Below are 18473 nucleotides of genomic sequence, written 5' to 3'. Positions count from 1 at the left end.
GAATGATTGATACTTTAGATTTTCTTTAGATTTTCTTCAAATTCTATTAAGAATTGCCTCACATATTTGTAGTGTCTAATTTAAAAAGCACTGCATACGTAACACATTTACTTTAACCCTAAATATTGTTTAAAATGAATGTCCTATGTAACAAAAAGGCTATTATAACCATAGCCCTTTCATTTCTCTTTTGTGTGCAATTTGTAAAAGCCCAAAATCAAACTATAGAAACTACTGGTGATATAATATTATATTCATTACCCGCAATCGCGCTAGGTTCAACATTAGTTCTAAAAGATTATCAAGGTACTGGACAATTTGCTAAAGGTTTTGCACTGAATCAGGCTGTTACTTTTGGTTTGAAATTAGCTATTAATAAGCCCCGTCCTGATTTAAGCAACAACAACGCTTTCCCTTCTGGTCATACATCTACTACATTTCAAAGTGCTGCTTTTATACAACGTCGTTATGGATGGGAGTACGGCATCCCAGCATATGTACTTGCAGGATTCACAGGCTATAGCCGTATTGAAGCAGATAAGCATGATATACTCGATATTTTGGCAGGTGCTGTTATAGGAATAGGTAGTACATACCTTTTTACTAAACCCTATGAAAAACAAAATATGCAACTTACTCTAACAAGTGGAGACGATGGATTTCTTGTAGGGTTTAATTATCAATTTTAACCCTAAATCGTATTATGAAAAAGCAATTTATTTTCTTTCTATTAATACTTTTTTGCGTATTAACAGTAAAAGCTCAAGACACAGACATAGATTCTCCCGAAGAAATAAGAAGAGAACTTACTATTGAAAAAATGGGAGATATTGGTCAATTTATTCCTGCAGCAGTATCTGCTGCATTAATATTAACTCACAAGGATGGTGAAGGCGGGTGGCAATACCTGAAAGGTTTTGGAGTAAATCTTACAGCTACATATGTACTCAAATATGCTATCGATAAAGATAGGCCTGATGGAGCTACTGACGGACATGCATTCCCTTCAGGTCATACTTCTTTTGCTTTCCAAGGGGCATCTTTCATACAACGTCGTTATGGTTGGGAATATGGGATTCCTGCATATGCAATAGCAGGTTTTGTAGCATATAGCAGAATAGAAGGACTTAATGAACGCCATGATGCATATGATGTTCTGGGAGGGATATTAGTTGGTGTTGGAAGCACTTATTTATTTACTACACCTTATCAAAGAGAACACTATCAACTTTCATTTTCATCAGCCAATCAAGAATACATGATTGGTTTAACTATCAAATTTTAATCTATGGCACTTATAACAGAAATGCAGTCACAAGGAAATTTCTTATTTAAAAACAGAAGTTATTTACCTCTTATTTTTTTATTTACAGGTTTAGCAGTACACCTCTATGGTGAATATTATGAAGTAGATAAACCTGAAAATTTCATTTCAAAATATTTTGAATTCATTTGTTTAGGAATCTGTTTAATTGGGTTTTTTATTCGAGTCCATATTGTAGGTCATACGCCACCAAAGACATCAGGAAGAAATACAAAAGTAGGTCAAGTTGCAGAAGAATTAAATACAACAGGACTATATTCATATGTAAGGCATCCATTATACGTGGGAAACTTTTTTATGTGGTTAGGTATTGCTATGCTCACAGAAAACTTATGGTTTACAATAGCTTTTATTCTTCTATATACAGTATATTATGAACGTATCATGTATGCCGAAGAACAGTTTTTAATTGCCAAGTTTGGTTCTGATTACACAGATTGGTCTAAAACAACCCCGGCATTTATTCCAAACTTTAAGAATTATAAAAAGCCTAAATATCCTTTTAATTTGAAAAAAGTAATTAAAAAAGAAAAAAATGGCTTAGTAGCTATTTTTGTTTTGTTCTGGTTATTTGAATGGGCAAGTGATGTTTTAGAACATGGTATCACACATCTTGAATTAAGTGGTTGGTTTTATGCAGCAATCTTCACAACAATATTGTATTTAATTTTAAAAATAATGAAGAAGCGTAAGATGCTGGATTAATAAAACTCATCATAGCGATTAGATGGTTTAAAATTGTGTGTGCTGATATGACTTTAGAATTCCTTTAGATTTTATTAGTATTATGGATATTTAAAAACCATTTGTTTATAATATCTATATGCCTGTCTAAAATATGATATCAATAAAAAGTATGCGACAGTATTTATTAACTGGGTTAATTTTTATAAGTAGTTTTCTTAATGCTCAAAATGATTCATTGAGTAAGATTAATCATAAAAATCAAAATAAACTACTAAAAAAAGCTGTCGTTCCTACATTGCTTATTGGATCTGCTCTTTTAATAAATCGAAGTGATTTTGAAATTAACTTACAAAGAGATCTTAGAAAAAATATTGATGATGATTTTGAAACAAGTATCGATGATTACACTCGCTTTGTTCCATTAGCACAACTATATGCAGCAGATATTGTAGGAATAGAATCTCGTAGTCATTGGTTTGACCAAACTAAAAATGCAGCAATCGCACTAGTGTTAACAGACCTAGTCACTACACGATTAAAAAGAAGTATATCTAAGACCAGACCGAGTGGAGAAAACGATAATGCTTTCCCATCAGCACATACATCATATGCATTTACTTCAGCTACTATTCTCTATGAAGAATTTAAGGATACAAGTCCTTTTTTAGCATACAGTGGTTACGTTTTTGCAGCCACTACAGCCTATTTGCGTATGGCAAAAAATGCACATTGGTTTTCTGATGTCATTTTAGGGGCAGGCATTGGAATTGCCATTACAAAATTAGTATATCATTTTGATTACTTATATGCCTGGAACCCGTTTAAAAGGTCAGAAAGTACAATAATAGCGCCTAGTATCAGTTCTAATGGAGCAGGAATATATATTGCATACAAGTTCTAGTTTATGAATACACATATAATATTATCAGTAAAAAAACACTGTAAGAAACTCATTAAAGAGAGTCGTTGCAATGAACTTGCTTTTCATAATTGGAAACACACTAAAAATGTTGTTTTAGAAGCATCAAGAATAGGTGCTAAAGAAGGACTTAAATCTGCCGATATCGAGATGCTTGTTATTGCAGCATATTTTCATGATACAGGTAATGCAAAAGCGAACAAAGATCATGAAATGATAAGTTGTTACTACGCAAAAACATTTTTAGATAAAAATAAATATCATGAAAATCGCATTAATACGATTATAAACTTGATTAAGGCTACTCAAATGCCTCAAACCCCAACTACTCTTCTTCAAAAAATTCTTTGTGATGCAGATTTAAGTCACTTAGGTAAGAAAGAGTATATAAAAGCTAACCTTGATTTACGTAATGAATGGTCTACACATTGTAATATGTCATTTACCGATGAACAATGGTTAGACTTAAATATCGCTTTTTTAGAAAATCATAAGTGGCATAGTCAAGCAGCTTTAATGTTTTTTGAAAAACAAAAAGTAGAAAACATTAGAAATATGAAATCTGTATTTGTTTAATTAATTCCTTCCTTTCAACATTAAAATTAATAACAAATGAAAACCTCAAATTTTCAAGCTATTTATCATTTTTTCATTATTAGTATTATTTATTTGGTCATTAACATCTTGTTCTAGTGATGATGGACCAACAGTAGCCATTACAGTTAATGAAGGTCCCTTAGGTAACATCGAAGGAGGTCTTACTGACAATGGAGGAAAATGGATCTCGAACAATTAATTGGTCGATTAACTTAACAACAGCTGATTACAATGCTGATTTCACCTCTGCAACAAATGGAACTTTTCAAATTGTAGTTGCAGATGCTAACGGAACAGTTGTACTTGATAGAAACTTAATAGGAGGAACTGAACCAGATACTATTGATTGTGTTACAAGTGCTGAAGAGCTTGGAATTTGGACCGTTACTATTACATTAACATCATTTAATGCAGATGGGAGTTACTCTTTAAGTGAAGGAGATTAAATAATAGTAATAAGTATTTTGCAACTATGATTTCTAGTAATGTTTTCTGAATTATAGATGAGAAACATTAAGAAAATTTGATGTTTGTAAGAAAAAAAACTACGTTATTGTTCGTGATCTTGGTCTCTATTTCCTTGTGAATGTTGCTGGTTAAGTTGTTGTAATCTACCCTGAGTTCTATTTTGCTTCAGTTCTTGTTCATAGGTGTACTTGCCATCCCGCATGCCTTTTAGGTATTCATTCTCGGTTGTAGTAGTGAGGAAGCAATCCAAAAGTTTAGGTTTATGTTGGGCTAAGAGGTAGGCGTTATTAAAGCCCCTAAGGTAATGTGGATCTACAGTATCTTTCATATTTAGAATGCTTGTTTACTATTTTTCTCCAAATATTCAAGAACTGACTCGTATTTGTAGAGAATAATTTTTCGTTGAGGTTGAGTGTAAGTGATTGCTCCAGTATCTCGTAGGTTTTGAAGTGTTGATTTACTCTTGATATTGAGGAGTTTCATAGCACGTTCGGGTGTGATCCAAATTTCATCATGAGTATTGTTTTTTTCTTTGATACGATCAATAACTTCGTCAATTAAGGTATAAAAAGCTTCGTCGTGTAAACAGATGACTTCCATAGCTTAAAGATATTCTTTTTATTATGAATTCAAAACTTGCTCCAATGCATCGTCCGCTTCCTTGTGAATAAAGTTAGCTTGATACCCGATGGTGGTCTTTAAGTTTGAATGACGATAGAGTTTTTGAAGCATTTGCGGACCAATTTTATCTCCTGCAATATTTCCAAAACTATGACGAGATATATGATTGGATAGATTTTTTTCAATATCACACTGTTGAGCAATTCTTTTTAAGTGCTTATTAAAAAGATCGGTAGCATTTCTCGTCTTCCTGAAAATATCTTCTTTGTTATTAGAGTCAGCCTTTTTTAAAAATGGAAAGATATAATCAGTAATGGAAGACTTGTCTTTTTTATATAAGTTAAGGATTTTGCTTGCTTGCTCTGGGATTTTAAGGCTCACAGGTTTTTCATTCTTATTCATTTCGTAATAAAGACGACCATCAACAAAATCTGACCATTTAAGTTCCATAACATCAGAAATTCGGACTCCTGCGAAGTAATAAGAAAATAAGAATACATTTTTAGTATGCCATATAGAAGTGTTGCTCTCTAGTTTAAGATGTTCAATTTTGGTGATTTCCTCTTTGGTTAATCCAATTTTATTGCCTGAAGTGATGCGTATCTTTTCTTTATCATCAGCAAAAGGATAGTTTTTGTTACTAATAATATTTTCCTTGATAGCAAGATTATAGAGAGTGCGAATAAAAATGAGTTGGTTGGTAATAGTACGTGTTTTGTGATTAAGATATGATGCACAAAAGCTTTTATATTTATTAATAAAAGCAGTGTCTATTTCCTCAAAAGGTAGTTTTTTGATTTTTGAAAAGTAGGTGGCAGCTCCAAGAGTGTCTCGTCCGTTCTTACGATTTTTTGATATGCGTTCCTTACGCCGTTGTTGAATCTCTTTAGTAATAACTTCACGGCTTTTTGATGTGCTGAGATTTATAAACTCTTCAATATTATAAAGAATAGAAAGTTCAGAATGGGCAACCGAAAAAGTGCCAGCGAGATATTTGTTTTTTACACGTTCTGCACCAAGCTTAAAGAATGAGATACTGCTACCACTACGTTTAACTTTCTTTTTAATCTGTTTTGTAGAAAGGTTATTATTACTTGTTTCTGCCTCTAGAACTGTAGCATGTGCTTCACTCAATTTTTTCTGAATAAGATTATTGAGTCGAGTAGAGTTGGGGTGGGATTTTCTTACTGACTTCTCATCCTCATTCCAATGTTTTTGTAGAATATATTCTCCTGTAAAAATATAGCTGGGTTTACGATTTTTTATAATGCGAATGGCAATAGGAAAGGTGCCATCTTTTTTTTGTTTATGCTTTACAAGTACTATCTTTACTGATGCCATTGGGTTTTAGCCTTTTTTCAAAGGTACAAAATAGTGTGCTAAAATAGGTAAAACATAGGTAAAACATTTTACCGTTTTATATGGCTTTATATGGTTTAATATGAAACAATTAAATGTATAAAATATTGATAATTAGATATTTTAATAAATTTGTGAATGAGTAAGATAAGGCTCATAACCCGAAGGTCACAGGTTCGAGTCCTGTTCCCGCTACTAGCCTAAAAGCCTTCACATTTTTGTGAAGGCTTTTTTATGTAAACTATTACCCACAAGCCTCCTCAAATTTCTTCCTTATTTCCTCCAAACACAAATTTCCGATACTTCCTATATGTGTATGCGCTTTTGCAGATGCAGGACTGTAGGTGCCTGCTTGTACATGAGTGCCAATCTCTTGATACGCCTCTCTAAAGGAAAGCCCATCCATGACCAAGGTGTTAATACTATCTACGGTAAATAAATAGTGATACTTCTCATCCTGTAGATCAATATCTTTGATGATAATTTGTTGGATCGCATAGTTGAAAATATCCAAAATCTCCTCCACTTCATAAAAAGCAGTAATACTATGCTCTTTTAATACCTGAAAATCTCTGTGATAACCGCTTGGGAGATTATTGGTAATGAGTAGCATTTCGGTGTGTAACGACTGAATTTTATTACACTTCCCACGGATCAATTCAAATACATCAGGATTCTTTTTATGAGGCATGATACTACTTCCTGTAGTGAGTTGGTCTGGAAAAGAAATGAAACCAAAATTCTGACTCATATACAGGCAGATGTCCATAGCAAATCTACTTAAGGTATTGCATAAGCCTCCTAATGCACTTGCAATGGTTCGTTCATTTTTTCCTCTCCCTAATTGTGCTGCGACAACATTATATTTAAGTGTTTGGAATCCCAATGCTGTAGTTGTAAAATCTCTGTCAATAGGAAACGAACTCCCATAACCCGCTGCCGACCCTAACGGGTTCTGGTCTACTGTTTTTAATGCCGCCTGAAGCATATAGACATCATCTATCAACACCTCTGCATAGGCAGAAAACCAAAGCCCAAAAGAAGACGGCATGGCCACCTGTAAATGTGTGTAACCAGGCATAGTAGTATTTTTGTGAGTTTCTGCTAGTGATAAAAGCGTGTCAAATAAGGTCTTCGTTTTTTTGTGTGCCAGTTGTAAATGATCCTTATAAAACAAGTGTAATGCAACCAAAACTTGATCATTTCTAGAACGAGCCGTATGAATCTTTTTACCCACATCTCCATAGGTTGAAGTAAGTTCATATTCAATTTTAGAATGCACATCTTCAAATTGTGGTTCTATGATAAATGTACCTTTCTCGATACTCGTTGCAATTTCATGCAGTCCCTTTTCAAGAAGTTCTAATTCTTCTGAAGTAATGATCCCGATGGCAGCAAGCATTTTTGCATGTGCTAGAGAAGCCTGTACATCATAACTGGCAATATGAAGGTCAATTTCTCTATCATTTCCTACTGTAAATTTCTCTATTTGTTGATCTATTGTAAATCCTTTGTCCCAAAGTTTCATAATGTTATTTTAGTGTATTGTTCCTACCTATATCGGGTAGATTCTTTCTCGTTTTGATAATTGTTGTATACGCTTTCGCGAAAGCGTACTCCGTACTATTCCTATTTTATGTAATGGCCTTTTCTAATAAAGCACTATATAGTTGAATTGCCTCTTCGACCTCGGCGATGTATATAAACTCATCTGCCGTATGAGAACGCTTGCTCTCTCCTGGACCTAATTTTAAAGAAGGGCACGACAATACCGCCTGATCAGATAATGTAGGAGAACCATAGGTTTTTCTTCCTAATGATATTCCTGCTTTTACAAGCGCGTGTTCTGACGAAATAGACGACGAATTTAATCGTATGCCTCGAGGTGTGATCTGCGTACAAGGACTTTCTTTTTCTAAAATGTTACAGATTTCCTGATTGGAATAAGCATCATTTACACGTACATCAATAACCAAATTTACTTCTGCTGGAACCGCATTATGTTGCACGCCAGCATTGATTTGAGTGACGGTCATTTTTACATCTCCCAATGCTTTTGATGTTTTTTGAAACGTATATTTTTGAAACCAATCTAATACCTCAATAGTATTATAAATCGCATTGTCAGTATTAGGATGCGCTGCGTGACTTGCCGTTCCTTTAACAATAGCATCAAATACAACCAACCCTTTTTCGGCAATGGCGAGTTGCATTCCTGTAGGTTCTCCCACAATAGCGACATCTATTTTAGGAATTTTGTTGAGGATACTATGCAATCCAAGAGGTCCACTGTTTTCTTCTTCAGCCGAAGCAACAAATACAAGATTGTACTGTAGGTCTTTTCGATGATAGAAATACGTAAATGTAGCAAGTAATGAAACAAGTGCACCACCTGCATCATTACTACCTAATCCGTATAGTTTCCCGTCTTCAACAGTAGGTTGAAAAGGATCTCTAGTATATCCTTTGTTGGGTTGTACTGTATCATGGTGTGAATTGAGTAATAAGGTGGGTTTGCTTTCGCGAAAGCTTTCATTAGTAGCCACAATATTATGATCGATTCTTTGGTATGGAATAGCATGAGTCGTAAACCATATTTCAATAAGATGTGCCGTTACATCCTCTTCTCCTGAAAAGGAAGGTGTCTTAATTAAGTCTTTAAGTAAAGCAATTGCTTTTGTGGTGATAGATTCTAATGTCATCATTTTTGTATAGTAGTGTGAATACTTGTTGGGTTGAATATCATATGAGGTAAACCAATACATACTTTGTGTACGTTATGGTTAATGGCATAAAAACAGTTGTCAATTTTTGGAATCATACCTTCTGTGATAATCCCCTCCTGTATAAGAGATGGATACTTGTTTTGATGTATCGTTTGAATCACAGAATCTTCATCTTGGAGAGATTGTAAAACACCTTTCTTCTCAAAACAGTAGTATAATTCGACGGTATAATTTTCTGAAAAAGCAATAGCGAGTTCAGAAGCGATGGTATCTGCATTTGTATTTAATAATTGTCCTTGCTCATCATGAGAGATGGCGCAAAAAACGGGAGTGATATGGTTATGTATAAGAACGTCTAGAATGGATGTATTTACCTGTGTGATATCGCCTACAAAACCAAAATCGATTGCTTCAATAGGCCTCTTTTTAGCAATGATGGTATTTCCGTCGGCTCCTGAAAATCCAATTGCATTACATTGATATGCTTGTAAAGTGGCTACTATATTTTTGTTGATTTTGCCAGCATAGGTCATGGTAATGATATCTAAGGTGTCTGCATCAGTGATACGTCTTCCTTGATGCATTTTTACTTCTATGCCCATCTGTTGTGCCATGGAAGTAGCTAGTTTTCCCCCTCCGTGTACAAGTAATTTAGGTCCTTTTAGCGAAGCAAATTTTTCTAAAAAAGATGGTAGTTTTTTAGTGTCATCAATGATATTGCCTCCTATTTTTATAATCTTAAGTGTTTTCATGACTACAGATGTTCTAACAAGGTTTTTAATACAATTTGCGCCGCAAAGGTTCTGTTGTTTGCTTGCTGTATTACGATAGAATTCTCACTGTCAAGAACAGCGTCTTCGATCACTACATTTCTACGTACAGGAAGGCAATGCATACAGGAAGCACTTCCTATTTTTTCTTGTGTAATCATCCAATTAGGATCTTGATGGAGTACTTGTCCGTATTGGTTATAACTACTCCAGTTTTTTACATATACAATGTCTGCGTTTTTCAAAGCCTCTTCCTGATCGTGAGAAATAGGCGTGTTTTTTGTGATGTCTAGTGATAAGTCATATCCTTCGGGATTTGTAATTGAAAAATCAACATCTAGGGCTTGCATTGTTTTTACAAAAGAGTTTGCGACAGCATGGGGGAGTGCTTTAGGATGTGGCGCCCATGTTAATACTACTTTAGGCCTTTTTTTGGTTGCCGTTTCTGTAATTGTAATGGCATCTGTAAGTGCTTGTAATGGATGTGCGGTAGCACTTTCCATATTTACAATAGGAACTGTGGCATATTTCATAAAACTTTTAAGTACATATTCTGAAGCATCTTCTTCTTTGTTTTTTAAGTTAGGAAATGCTCTTACGGCAATAATATCTGCATATTGAGAAATTACTTGTGCCGCCTCTTTTACATGCTCGGCGGTTTGTAAATTCATGATAGTGCCATCTTTAAACTCCAGATTCCAAGTGTTATTTATATTTAAAATCATCACGTCCATTCCTAATTTTTTCGCTGCTTTTTCTGTGCTTAATCGGGTACGTAAACTGGAATTAAAAAATAATAGAACTAAGGTCTTGTGTTTTCCTAGTGTGTCATATTGAAACGGATTTGCTTTTAATGCAATAGCTTCCTGTATCGTTTTAGACAGGTTTTCTATATCGTGTATGGTTGTGAATTTTTTCATGTCTTTAAATGGTCTTGTTACCCTATTGATTAATGATTTATTAGATAGGTGGGTATTAAAATGAAGATTCTAAATGGCCCATTATGGGCTTTCATAATTCTTTCTGTAAAGCGGCTATCAATTGATCTATATGTTCTTTCTGGATTGTTAATGGAGGAAGAATCCGTAAGAGGTTTGGGTTTTTAGAATTCCCCGTAAATATGTGATGTTTGTAAATAAGTGTTTTGCGTAATTCAGCAACTGGGAAATCAAATTCCAAACCTAACATAAGTCCTCGTCCTTTAACTGTGACAAGTTTTGGGAGTGATTGTGTTTTCTCTATAAAGTAGGTAGCAATATCTTTTGCGTGTGATAGTAATTGTTGTTGCGCTATAACCTCTAATACGGCTATAGCGGCAGCACATGCTAAGTGATTTCCGCCAAATGTGGTTCCTAGCATTCCAAAGGAAGGCTGTATTTCGGGTTGTATAAAAATACCACCTATAGGAAAACCATTTCCCATTCCTTTCGCTATAGAAATGATATCTGGTGTAATACCGTGTTTTTGAAAAGCAAAGAAGTCACCTGTTCTTCCAAAACCAGACTGTACCTCGTCGGCAATTAGGAGTGTATTATACTCTTTACAAAGTTTCGCGACAGCGGTATAAAACGCCGTAGGCATTTCATCAAGTCCTCCAACTCCCTGAATACACTCAATGATCACAGCACAGGTATCTCCTTGTTTTAAAACCGCTTCAACGGCTTGAATATCTCCTAAAGTCACAAAATCTACTTCTTGTTGGGCATTGATCGGAGCAATGATTTTTTTGTTGTCTGTGGCAGCAACAGCAGCAGATGTTCTTCCGTGAAAAGAATTTTTAAACGCTAAAATCTTCTTTTTGCCTGTGTGAAAAGAAGCTAGTTTTAATGCATTCTCATTGGCTTCTGCTCCAGAATTACAAAGGAATAACTGATAATCTTTACAGTCAGACATCGCTTCTAGTTTGTTGGCTAGTGTATGCTGTAGCGGATTTTGTATGGAATTACTATAAAATCCTATGCTATTTAATTGCTTTTGGATAGCTTGTATGTAATGCGGATGTGAATGGCCAATGGAAATAACAGCGTGTCCTCCATACAAATCAAGATATTTTGTGCCATCGGTATCATAAACGAAGACATCTTTCGCGAAAGCGGGTGTGATATCAAATAATGGGTATACATTAAATAAACTCATAATTGCTCCTTTTTTATCGTGTTGATTTTATTAAACGAAGCCACCATCCCTTGAATTAGAGAGGAGCTAAGCCCTTTGTGTTCCATTTCATTTAAGCCTTCGATGGTACATCCTTTAGGAGTGGTTACCTGATCTATTTCTTGTTCTGGATGCTGTTTGTTTGTGATTAATAAACTGGCAGCTCCTTCGCTTGTATACATGGCAAGTTGTTGGGCTTCTTTAGCATCAAATCCTAGTTGGATAGCAGCCTGTGTTGTAGCTCTAATCAAACGCATCCAAAATGCAATCCCACTTGCGCAGACTACGGTTGCTGCTTGCATTTGAGACTCAGGAATTTGTAAGGAATGCCCTAGTTGATTAAAGATAGTTTCTGCGATATGGATATGGGCTGCTGCTTGTTTATTACCGCAAATACATGTCATTGATTTTCCTACGGCAATAGCCGTATTAGGCATGGCCCGGATAATAGATTGTTGTGCTCCAACACAATGTTCTATTTGAGCGATGGAAAATCCTGTGATGGTAGATATAATAAGATGTTTGTCTGTTAATAATGGTTTTGCTTCTGTTAATAATTGTTCGACTTGAGCAGGTTGAACCGCAATGATGAGAATGTCTGAATTTTGAATAGCCACCGCATTATCTTGGGTGACCACTACATTTTTATACTCCTTAAATTCTTTGATTTGATGAGTATTTCTTTTTGTTAAGTAAAGGCTTGTGATTTCTTGATTTGTGAGTAATCCTTTTGCAATAGATTTCCCTAAGTTTCCTGTTCCTATAATGGCTATTTTCATAGTGTATATGTTTTAAAAATGCGATCCTTTTAAGAGCAAACCCTCTGTTTCATGTAGTCCGAAAGCCAAATTCATGTTCTGAATTGCTTGTCCTGAGGCTCCTTTTAGGAGATTGTCAATGACACTTGTGATTAATAATTTATGCTGATGTTTTTCTATATGAAGGATACATTTATTAGTGTTTACGACTTGTTTTAAATGAATGCTTTTATCAGATACGATCGTAAACGGTGCTTCTTGATAGTAGTTTTTATATAATATGATGGCTTCTTCTAATGTTCCTTTGAAATGGGTGTACGCTGTCGCGAAAATGCCTCTTGAGAAATTCCCTCTGTTTGGAATAAAATGAATTTCTGAAGCGAAGTCATCTTGCAACTGATGTACGGTTTGATGAATCTCCCCTAAATGTTGATGATTAAAAGCTTTGTAATGTGAGAAATTATTATCTCTCCATGTAAAATGCGTTGTTTTTGAAAGAGAAACTCCTGCCCCTGTTGCTCCCGTCACGGCATTGATATGGATATCTTTTGTCAAGAGTTTCTTATTTGCTAATGGGGCAATTGCTAGTTGAATAGCCGTGGCAAAACAACCTGGGTTTGCAATGTATTGAGCTTGTTGTATTGCTTTTTTGTTTACTTCTGGTAAGCCATATATAAACTTTTTTTCTTTATATGTTGCTTCCTCAGAAAGCCTAAAATCATTACTTAAATCAATGATCTTCGTGTCTTTTGAAAAGGAATGCTTTTCTAAGAACTCTTTAGATTTTCCATGTCCTAAACACAGAAATACAACAGCTACATTTGGGTTGATGGTATCTGTAAATGACATATCTATAGTGCCTATTACATCCTGATGGATATGGTGTATAGGGTTGCCAGCATTTGAGGTGCTAAAAACAAAATCAATCTGTACTTTAGGATGATGTACTAAGGTTCTTATCAATTCTCCAGCGGTATATCCAGCGCCGCCTATGATTCCTGCTTTTATCATGAGAGTGAATGTATTTGTTGGTATATCTTATTTTGATTTCCATTGATTTTTATAAAGCCTTTGGCCTCTTCTGCAGTCCATTGCGTATTCATTTCGCCATAGCTACCAAATTTTGAACGCATCAAGTCATTCTTTGAAATAATACCTTCTAAGAAAAAATGATAGGGTTGTAAGGTTACGATGACTTCTCCTGAGACTTTCTCTTGGCTATTGGTAAGAAAAGCTTCCATATCTCTCATAACGGGATCTAAATATTGCCCTTCGTGTAAATGCATTCCATAAAAATTAGAGAGGTATTCTTTATGTTGTAATTGCCATTTGGTAAGCGTATGTTTTTCTAATAAATGATGTGCCTTGATAGTAATCAGTGCAGCAGCGGCTTCAAATCCAACACGTCCTTTAATCCCTACAATAGTATCACCTACGTGAATGTCTCTACCGATGGCATAAGGAGCAGCTAGATTTTGTAATAGTTCAATGTTTTTTTCTGGGGCTTGTTGATGTCCATTAATAGCAATGAGTTCTCCTTTTTCAAAAGTTAAAATAACATTCTCTTTGCCTTCTTTTGTGAGTTGAGAAGGGAAAGCTATTTCTGGTAATCCTTTTTCTGAAGTCAGCGTTTCTTCTCCTCCCACACTTGTTCCCCAGAGTCCTTTGTTAATAGAATATTTTGCTTTCTCCCAAGAGATAGCTACATCATGTTGTTGCAAATAGGCAATCTCTTCTTGTCTTGAAAGTTGCTGGTCTCTAATAGGTGTTATAATTTCAATTTCAGGAGCAAGTGTTTGAAAAATCATATCAAATCGTACCTGATCATTACCAGCTCCTGTACTTCCATGCGCTATGTACCTAGCATCGATACTTTTTGCATATTCAATAATTTCAATAGCTTGTATGATACGCTCTGCGCTTACAGATAATGGATAGGTATTATTTTTCAATACATTTCCAAAAATCAAATACTTCACTACTTTTTCATAGAAAGAGGAGATAGCTTCTATATTTTTATAGGTTGTTACTCCTAAACTATATGCCGTTTCCTCTATCGTTTTAATCTCTTTTGAAGTAAAGCCACCGGTATTTACACTAACTGCATGTACTTCAAATCCTTTTTCTTTTGATAGATGTACTGCGCAATATGAGGTGTCTAGTCCTCCGCTATAGGCAAGTACTATTTTTTTTGATGTATTCATTTCTTTTTGTTTTTTAAAAACAATGTTTGTTTGATGCTTTTTAATCTAGTGAAGGCCTTTTTGGTTATCTTCTTTTGGTTCTTTTCAGATTTGGTAGATGGATCGTATAACATTCCAGTGCAAAGGCACATGGTTTGTTGGGTTCGTTTTAGTACATCAAAGTTCTTACACGTTTGACAACCATCCCAAAAAGTTTGGTCTTTTGTGAGTTCAGAAAAAGTAACAGGTGTGTATCCTAGATTGCTATTTAGTTTCATCACTGCAAGCCCTGTAGTGATACTAAATATTTTAGCATTTGGAAATTTTGTTCTTGAATGCTCAAAAACACATTGTTTGATTTTTGTAGCAAGACCTTGTCCTCTATAATCAGGATGAACAATCAAACCAGAGTTTGCAACAAATTTGCCATGACTCCAGGTTTCTATATAACAGAATCCTGCAAATTTATCTTTGTCAAGAGCGATAACAGCATTTCCTTTTTCCATTTTTGAAATGATATATGTTGGCTTTCGTCTAGCGATGCCAGTGCCTCGTGTTTGAGCTGCTTTTTCTATAGTGTCGCATATGATTTGCGCATATGCTATATGTGTATGATCAGCAATAATGATTTCCATCGTTGATGATTTAAAAAAGTTAAAATGTATTGTATTGAATTCTGGAAAGAAGAACCGGACTCACCTAAGTTCCATAAATAGAAGTACACCCTTACGGGCGGCGAAAGAAAAAGGGGCGTACCGATAGTGTGCTATTGTTTAAAATAGCTACTAGGATAAAATATAATTTGAAATTTAAATGGTACACAATAAAAAAATAAAAACATAATAGATATAACTCGTCAGACTAAAAAGAATTAGCGTCGGCGTCGCACGGGGGGTGCAATAGTTATAATACGTGTTTTATTTTTTGAAGTATTCATACTGCAAATGTAGAACTTTTTTGAAATAAACGAGCGTTTGTGATTTTTTTTTAATGAAATAACTGCAATTTTAAATATAGATAACTGTATAGGGTATTTAAATTTTAGAAGACAAGGACTAACTTTTTAAAATAAAAATAGCGATCTGTTCGGGATCGCTATTTTTGGGTAATAAAACATACATTAAGAATGAAGTACCAGTTTTTTCTTATGTATTATTTTAAACTAAACTATATGAAATGTGGCTTGATTCAACAAGAAATTAATCTTCAAGTGTTATCTGAATAACACTTTGCATTCTTACTTTCTTTCCTTCAATTTTTGCTTGTAAGAAGATATCTTCAGCTTTGATCTTGGCAGCTTCTAATTCTACAATTCTATCTCTGTCAGATGCACAAGCATCACTGTGATTATTTTCATACAGAGACATGCGTTTCACTTGGTGAAAGTTTATTTTTTTTGCGATCATTGGCGTAAGAATATCTTGCGCTTCTGATGCTGTAAAATAACCATCTATTAAATTGATCTGTTGTTTGTCTTTTGCTACTTCTGGAGATGATACTAAAGTATTCATAGGTGTTTTTTTAAAACTGAGTTATTATTTTATGGTACAAATGTCTAATTAAATATTTATATATTTTTATTTATATATTTAATGAATAGTATTAATAAAATTTATAATTACTGAATGATATATAAATATAGCGGCATTCCTAAAGTGATATTAAATGGAAAGGTAATCGCTAATGCCATAGGAATATATAAACTAGGATTTGCTTTAGGGGCTGCAAGTTTCATAGCGGCAGGAACAGCAATATAAGATGCGCTGGCTGCAAGTATGGCAAATAAAAGTCTGTTGCCTTCACTTTCTATAAACCAGCCACTTATTACAGCTACAGCACATCCATTAATGATAGGGATGATTATGGCAAATAATAGTGCAAACCATCCTTTTTTGATAAGATCAGATAGTTTTCGACCACTAGTAATTCCCATATCTAATAAGAATACAGCTAAGAATCCTTTAAATATATCTGTAGTGAATGGTTTGATCCCTTCTGCTTGTGCATCACTAGTTAAAAACCCTATGATAAGACTTCCAATGATGAGTAATACACTTCCGTTTGTTAATGCATGGTGTAGTACTTTTTTCATGGGAACGCTGTCTTCTTTTTTGTTTTTTGCAAATAGTGTTATGAGTAATAACCCTACCATAATAGAAGGTGCTTCCATAAGTGCCATCACTGCTACCATATGACCATTAAATGCAATTTGTTCCATTTCTAAGAAGGAAATGGTAGTGACAAATGTAACAGCACTTACAGATCCGTATGCTGCAGCAATTGCTCCAGAATTTTCTAATGAGAATTTCTTTCTTAAAATAAAAAAGGTATAGCATGGAATAACAATTGCGAGGAGCATTCCAAAAAGGAGTGACCATAAGATTTCATTATTAAATGTGCTGTGTGCTAACTCTTGTCCTCCCTTAAATCCAATACATAAGAGTAAATAGAGTGATATGAATTTTGAAGAATTTCCAGGGATGCTTAGATCACTTTTTAATTGTACGGCTATAATACCTAAAAAGAAAAAGAGTAAAGCTGGGTTGGTTAAATTATCAAACAATAAATGTAAATCCATTTTAAATAAGTGTCCTGATATATATATATTATTTATTGTTTTTTTTAAATAGTAATAGCATGCAAATAATGCCAGAAGCTATTAGTATTTCTTTTATAAAAAGCTGATTATTTGTTAGAGATAGCCCTATAAAAAAACCAAATAGCAGTAGTAATGCTATTCTATTTAGGATTGTAAAAGAATGCCTTTTTTTAGAAGTTTTTAAAGCGATCGTTTTTGTTTTGTGTTGGGTGTGATTTTGAAGTTGCATAACTGTTTTTATTTTCATTGGGGCAAAGGTTATTTCTTTATTTCATTTATTTTTATTTATATTTATTATAAAATGCATAATCAATAGTTATGAATTATACACTTCATCAATTAGAAATTTTCCATAAAATAGCTGTACTTAAAAGTGTTACGAAGGCTTCAGAAGAGCTATTTTTAACACAACCAGCAGTATCAATCCAGTTAAAAAAATTTCAAGATCAATTTCAGAGCCCTTTGTTTGAAGTGGTAGGCAGAAAAATTTATATCACTGAATTTGGAGAGGAAATCGCAAAAGCAGCAGCAAATATTTTAGAAGAAGTTCATGCGCTTAATTATAAGGCACTTTCGTTTCAAGGAGAGCTTGCAGGTAAGTTGAAAATTGCTATTGTTTCTACGGCAAAATATGCGATGCCTTATTTCTTGGGTGACTTTATGAAAGAGCATACCGGTGTAGATTTAATAATGGATGTAACGAATAAGGCTGAGGTTGTACGCTCTTTAGAAAATAATGATGTAGATTTTGCGATGGTATCTACGATTCCTAAAAATCTTAAGATAGATCGTGTCCAGCTTATGGAAAATAAACTTCATTTGGTAGGAGGCAAACAATACACACACACTGGAAAAAATTTAAGCCCAAAAATATTTGAACAACTACCTCTTATTTATAGAGAACAAGGTTCTGCTACTCGTAATGCGATGGAACGGTTTATAGCTTCAAATAAAATATCGACTTATAAGAAAATGGAGCTTACATCAAATGAAGCAGTCAAACAAGCAGTAGTTGCAGGCTTAGGGTTTTCTATTATGCCTCTTATTGGTATTAAAAATGAATTAAATAATGGAGATCTTCAGATCATTCCTGTAAAAGACTTACCTATAGTAACTAATTGGAATCTTATATGGTTAAGTTCAAAAAACCTTTCATCTATAGCAAAACATTTTGTAGAACATATTAATGAAAGTAAATCTAAGATCATGCAGACGCACTTTAACTGGTTTAATGACTATTAACTTAATAGACCTTTGTTATTATGTTTTTTCGCTTTAAGCGAAAGAATATACCGTATTAATTCTTAA

22 protein-coding genes are annotated in these 18473 nt (G+C 34.2%); 7 read left to right on the top strand and 15 right to left on the bottom strand.

Translation table 11 applies throughout. The annotated features are described in order from the left end of the window. Positions 1-134 precede the first annotated feature (134 nt). The 6 genes from CHB80_RS00225 (at position 135) to CHB80_RS00200 (ending at position 3973) form a co-directional block, all read left to right on the top strand. Entirely contained in the window at positions 135-689 is a 555-nt protein-coding gene (locus CHB80_RS00225) for a phosphatase PAP2 family protein (protein WP_089369429.1), read from the top strand. Positions 690-703: 14 nt separating this feature from the next. Continuing rightward, positions 704-1285: a phosphatase PAP2 family protein gene (locus CHB80_RS00220; protein ID WP_089369428.1), complete on the top strand. Its 582-nt coding sequence runs from the start codon at positions 704-706 to the stop codon at positions 1283-1285. A gap of 3 nt (positions 1286-1288) precedes the next feature. Then, on the top strand, positions 1289-2029 hold the full coding sequence (locus CHB80_RS00215; protein WP_089369427.1) for a methyltransferase family protein: 741 nt from the start codon (positions 1289-1291) through the stop codon (positions 2027-2029). A gap of 151 nt (positions 2030-2180) precedes the next feature. Further along, positions 2181-2912 carry a phosphatase PAP2 family protein gene (locus tag CHB80_RS00210; RefSeq protein WP_188476184.1) on the top strand — a complete coding sequence of 244 codons (732 nt, stop codon included), beginning with the start codon at positions 2181-2183 and terminating at the stop codon, positions 2910-2912. Between the two features lie 3 nt (positions 2913-2915). Beyond that, the gene (locus CHB80_RS00205) at positions 2916-3506 is read left to right on the top strand and encodes an HD domain-containing protein (protein ID WP_089369425.1); all 591 of its coding nucleotides are present in this window, start codon (positions 2916-2918) and stop codon (positions 3504-3506) included. 191 nt (positions 3507-3697) lie between these two features. Continuing rightward, positions 3698-3973 (top strand): hypothetical protein, encoded by a 276-nt coding sequence (locus CHB80_RS00200; protein ID WP_143337016.1) that lies wholly within the window; start codon positions 3698-3700, stop codon positions 3971-3973. A 104-nt stretch (positions 3974-4077) separates the two neighbouring features. Here CHB80_RS00200 and CHB80_RS24490 read toward each other — a convergent pair whose 3' ends face one another. The 15 genes from CHB80_RS24490 to CHB80_RS00125 form a co-directional block, all read right to left on the bottom strand. Beyond that, positions 4078-4245, bottom strand: a complete 168-nt coding sequence (locus tag CHB80_RS24490; RefSeq protein WP_179218048.1) for a hypothetical protein — start codon at positions 4243-4245, stop codon at positions 4078-4080. A gap of 80 nt (positions 4246-4325) precedes the next feature. Continuing rightward, positions 4326-4595 carry a helix-turn-helix domain-containing protein gene (locus CHB80_RS00190; protein ID WP_089369423.1) on the bottom strand — a complete coding sequence of 90 codons (270 nt, stop codon included), beginning with the start codon at positions 4593-4595 and terminating at the stop codon, positions 4326-4328. Positions 4596-4616: 21 nt separating this feature from the next. Next, positions 4617-5957 (bottom strand): site-specific integrase, encoded by a 1341-nt coding sequence (locus CHB80_RS00185; RefSeq protein ID WP_089369422.1) that lies wholly within the window; start codon positions 5955-5957, stop codon positions 4617-4619. Positions 5958-6219: 262 nt separating this feature from the next. Beyond that, a complete protein-coding gene (gene argH / locus CHB80_RS00180; RefSeq protein WP_089369421.1) occupies positions 6220-7503 on the bottom strand; it encodes an argininosuccinate lyase in 1284 nt (427 codons plus the stop codon). A gap of 106 nt (positions 7504-7609) precedes the next feature. Continuing rightward, positions 7610-8677: a M20/M25/M40 family metallo-hydrolase gene (locus CHB80_RS00175; protein WP_089369420.1), complete on the bottom strand. Its 1068-nt coding sequence runs from the start codon at positions 8675-8677 to the stop codon at positions 7610-7612. After that, positions 8677-9453 (bottom strand): acetylglutamate kinase, encoded by a 777-nt coding sequence (argB, locus tag CHB80_RS00170; RefSeq protein ID WP_089369419.1) that lies wholly within the window; start codon positions 9451-9453, stop codon positions 8677-8679. The genes CHB80_RS00175 and argB overlap by 1 nt, the downstream gene beginning before the upstream one ends. Positions 9454-9455: 2 nt before the next feature. Next, positions 9456-10391: a Rossmann-fold NAD(P)-binding domain-containing protein gene (locus tag CHB80_RS00165; protein WP_089369418.1), complete on the bottom strand. Its 936-nt coding sequence runs from the start codon at positions 10389-10391 to the stop codon at positions 9456-9458. Positions 10392-10482: 91 nt separating this feature from the next. Continuing rightward, complete coding sequence (locus tag CHB80_RS00160) at positions 10483-11607, bottom strand: aspartate aminotransferase family protein (protein WP_089369417.1); 1125 nt, start codon at positions 11605-11607, stop codon at positions 10483-10485. Then, positions 11604-12404: a pyrroline-5-carboxylate reductase gene (gene proC / locus CHB80_RS00155; RefSeq protein WP_089369416.1), complete on the bottom strand. Its 801-nt coding sequence runs from the start codon at positions 12402-12404 to the stop codon at positions 11604-11606. Before proC ends, CHB80_RS00160 begins: the two co-directional genes overlap by 4 nt. A gap of 12 nt (positions 12405-12416) precedes the next feature. Next, positions 12417-13394, bottom strand: a complete 978-nt coding sequence (gene argC, locus CHB80_RS00150; protein WP_089369415.1) for an N-acetyl-gamma-glutamyl-phosphate reductase — start codon at positions 13392-13394, stop codon at positions 12417-12419. After that, positions 13391-14587: an argininosuccinate synthase gene (locus CHB80_RS00145; protein ID WP_089369414.1), complete on the bottom strand. Its 1197-nt coding sequence runs from the start codon at positions 14585-14587 to the stop codon at positions 13391-13393. Before CHB80_RS00145 ends, argC begins: the two co-directional genes overlap by 4 nt. After that, positions 14584-15201: a GNAT family N-acetyltransferase gene (locus CHB80_RS00140; protein ID WP_089369413.1), complete on the bottom strand. Its 618-nt coding sequence runs from the start codon at positions 15199-15201 to the stop codon at positions 14584-14586. The genes CHB80_RS00145 and CHB80_RS00140 overlap by 4 nt, the downstream gene beginning before the upstream one ends. Before the next feature lie 564 nt (positions 15202-15765). Next, on the bottom strand, positions 15766-16077 hold the full coding sequence (locus CHB80_RS00135) for a hypothetical protein (protein ID WP_089369412.1): 312 nt from the start codon (positions 16075-16077) through the stop codon (positions 15766-15768). A 107-nt stretch (positions 16078-16184) separates the two neighbouring features. Beyond that, positions 16185-17144 (bottom strand): sodium-dependent bicarbonate transport family permease, encoded by a 960-nt coding sequence (locus CHB80_RS00130; RefSeq protein WP_089369411.1) that lies wholly within the window; start codon positions 17142-17144, stop codon positions 16185-16187. 28 nt (positions 17145-17172) lie between these two features. Then, positions 17173-17412 (bottom strand): hypothetical protein, encoded by a 240-nt coding sequence (locus tag CHB80_RS00125; protein ID WP_089369410.1) that lies wholly within the window; start codon positions 17410-17412, stop codon positions 17173-17175. Positions 17413-17483: 71 nt separating this feature from the next. On the opposite strand from CHB80_RS00125, the gene CHB80_RS00120 reads away from it, so the two are divergent. Then, a complete protein-coding gene (locus CHB80_RS00120; protein WP_089369409.1) occupies positions 17484-18407 on the top strand; it encodes a LysR family transcriptional regulator in 924 nt (307 codons plus the stop codon). The last annotated feature ends 66 nt before the right edge of the window (positions 18408-18473 follow it).

The sequence above is a fragment of the Dokdonia pacifica genome, from assembly GCF_900188275.1.
GTDB classification, from domain to species: Bacteria; Bacteroidota; Bacteroidia; order Flavobacteriales; family Flavobacteriaceae; genus Dokdonia; species Dokdonia pacifica.
The sequence above is the reverse complement of the archived record's forward strand: the minus strand, read 5'-3'. Positions and strand labels throughout refer to the sequence as shown.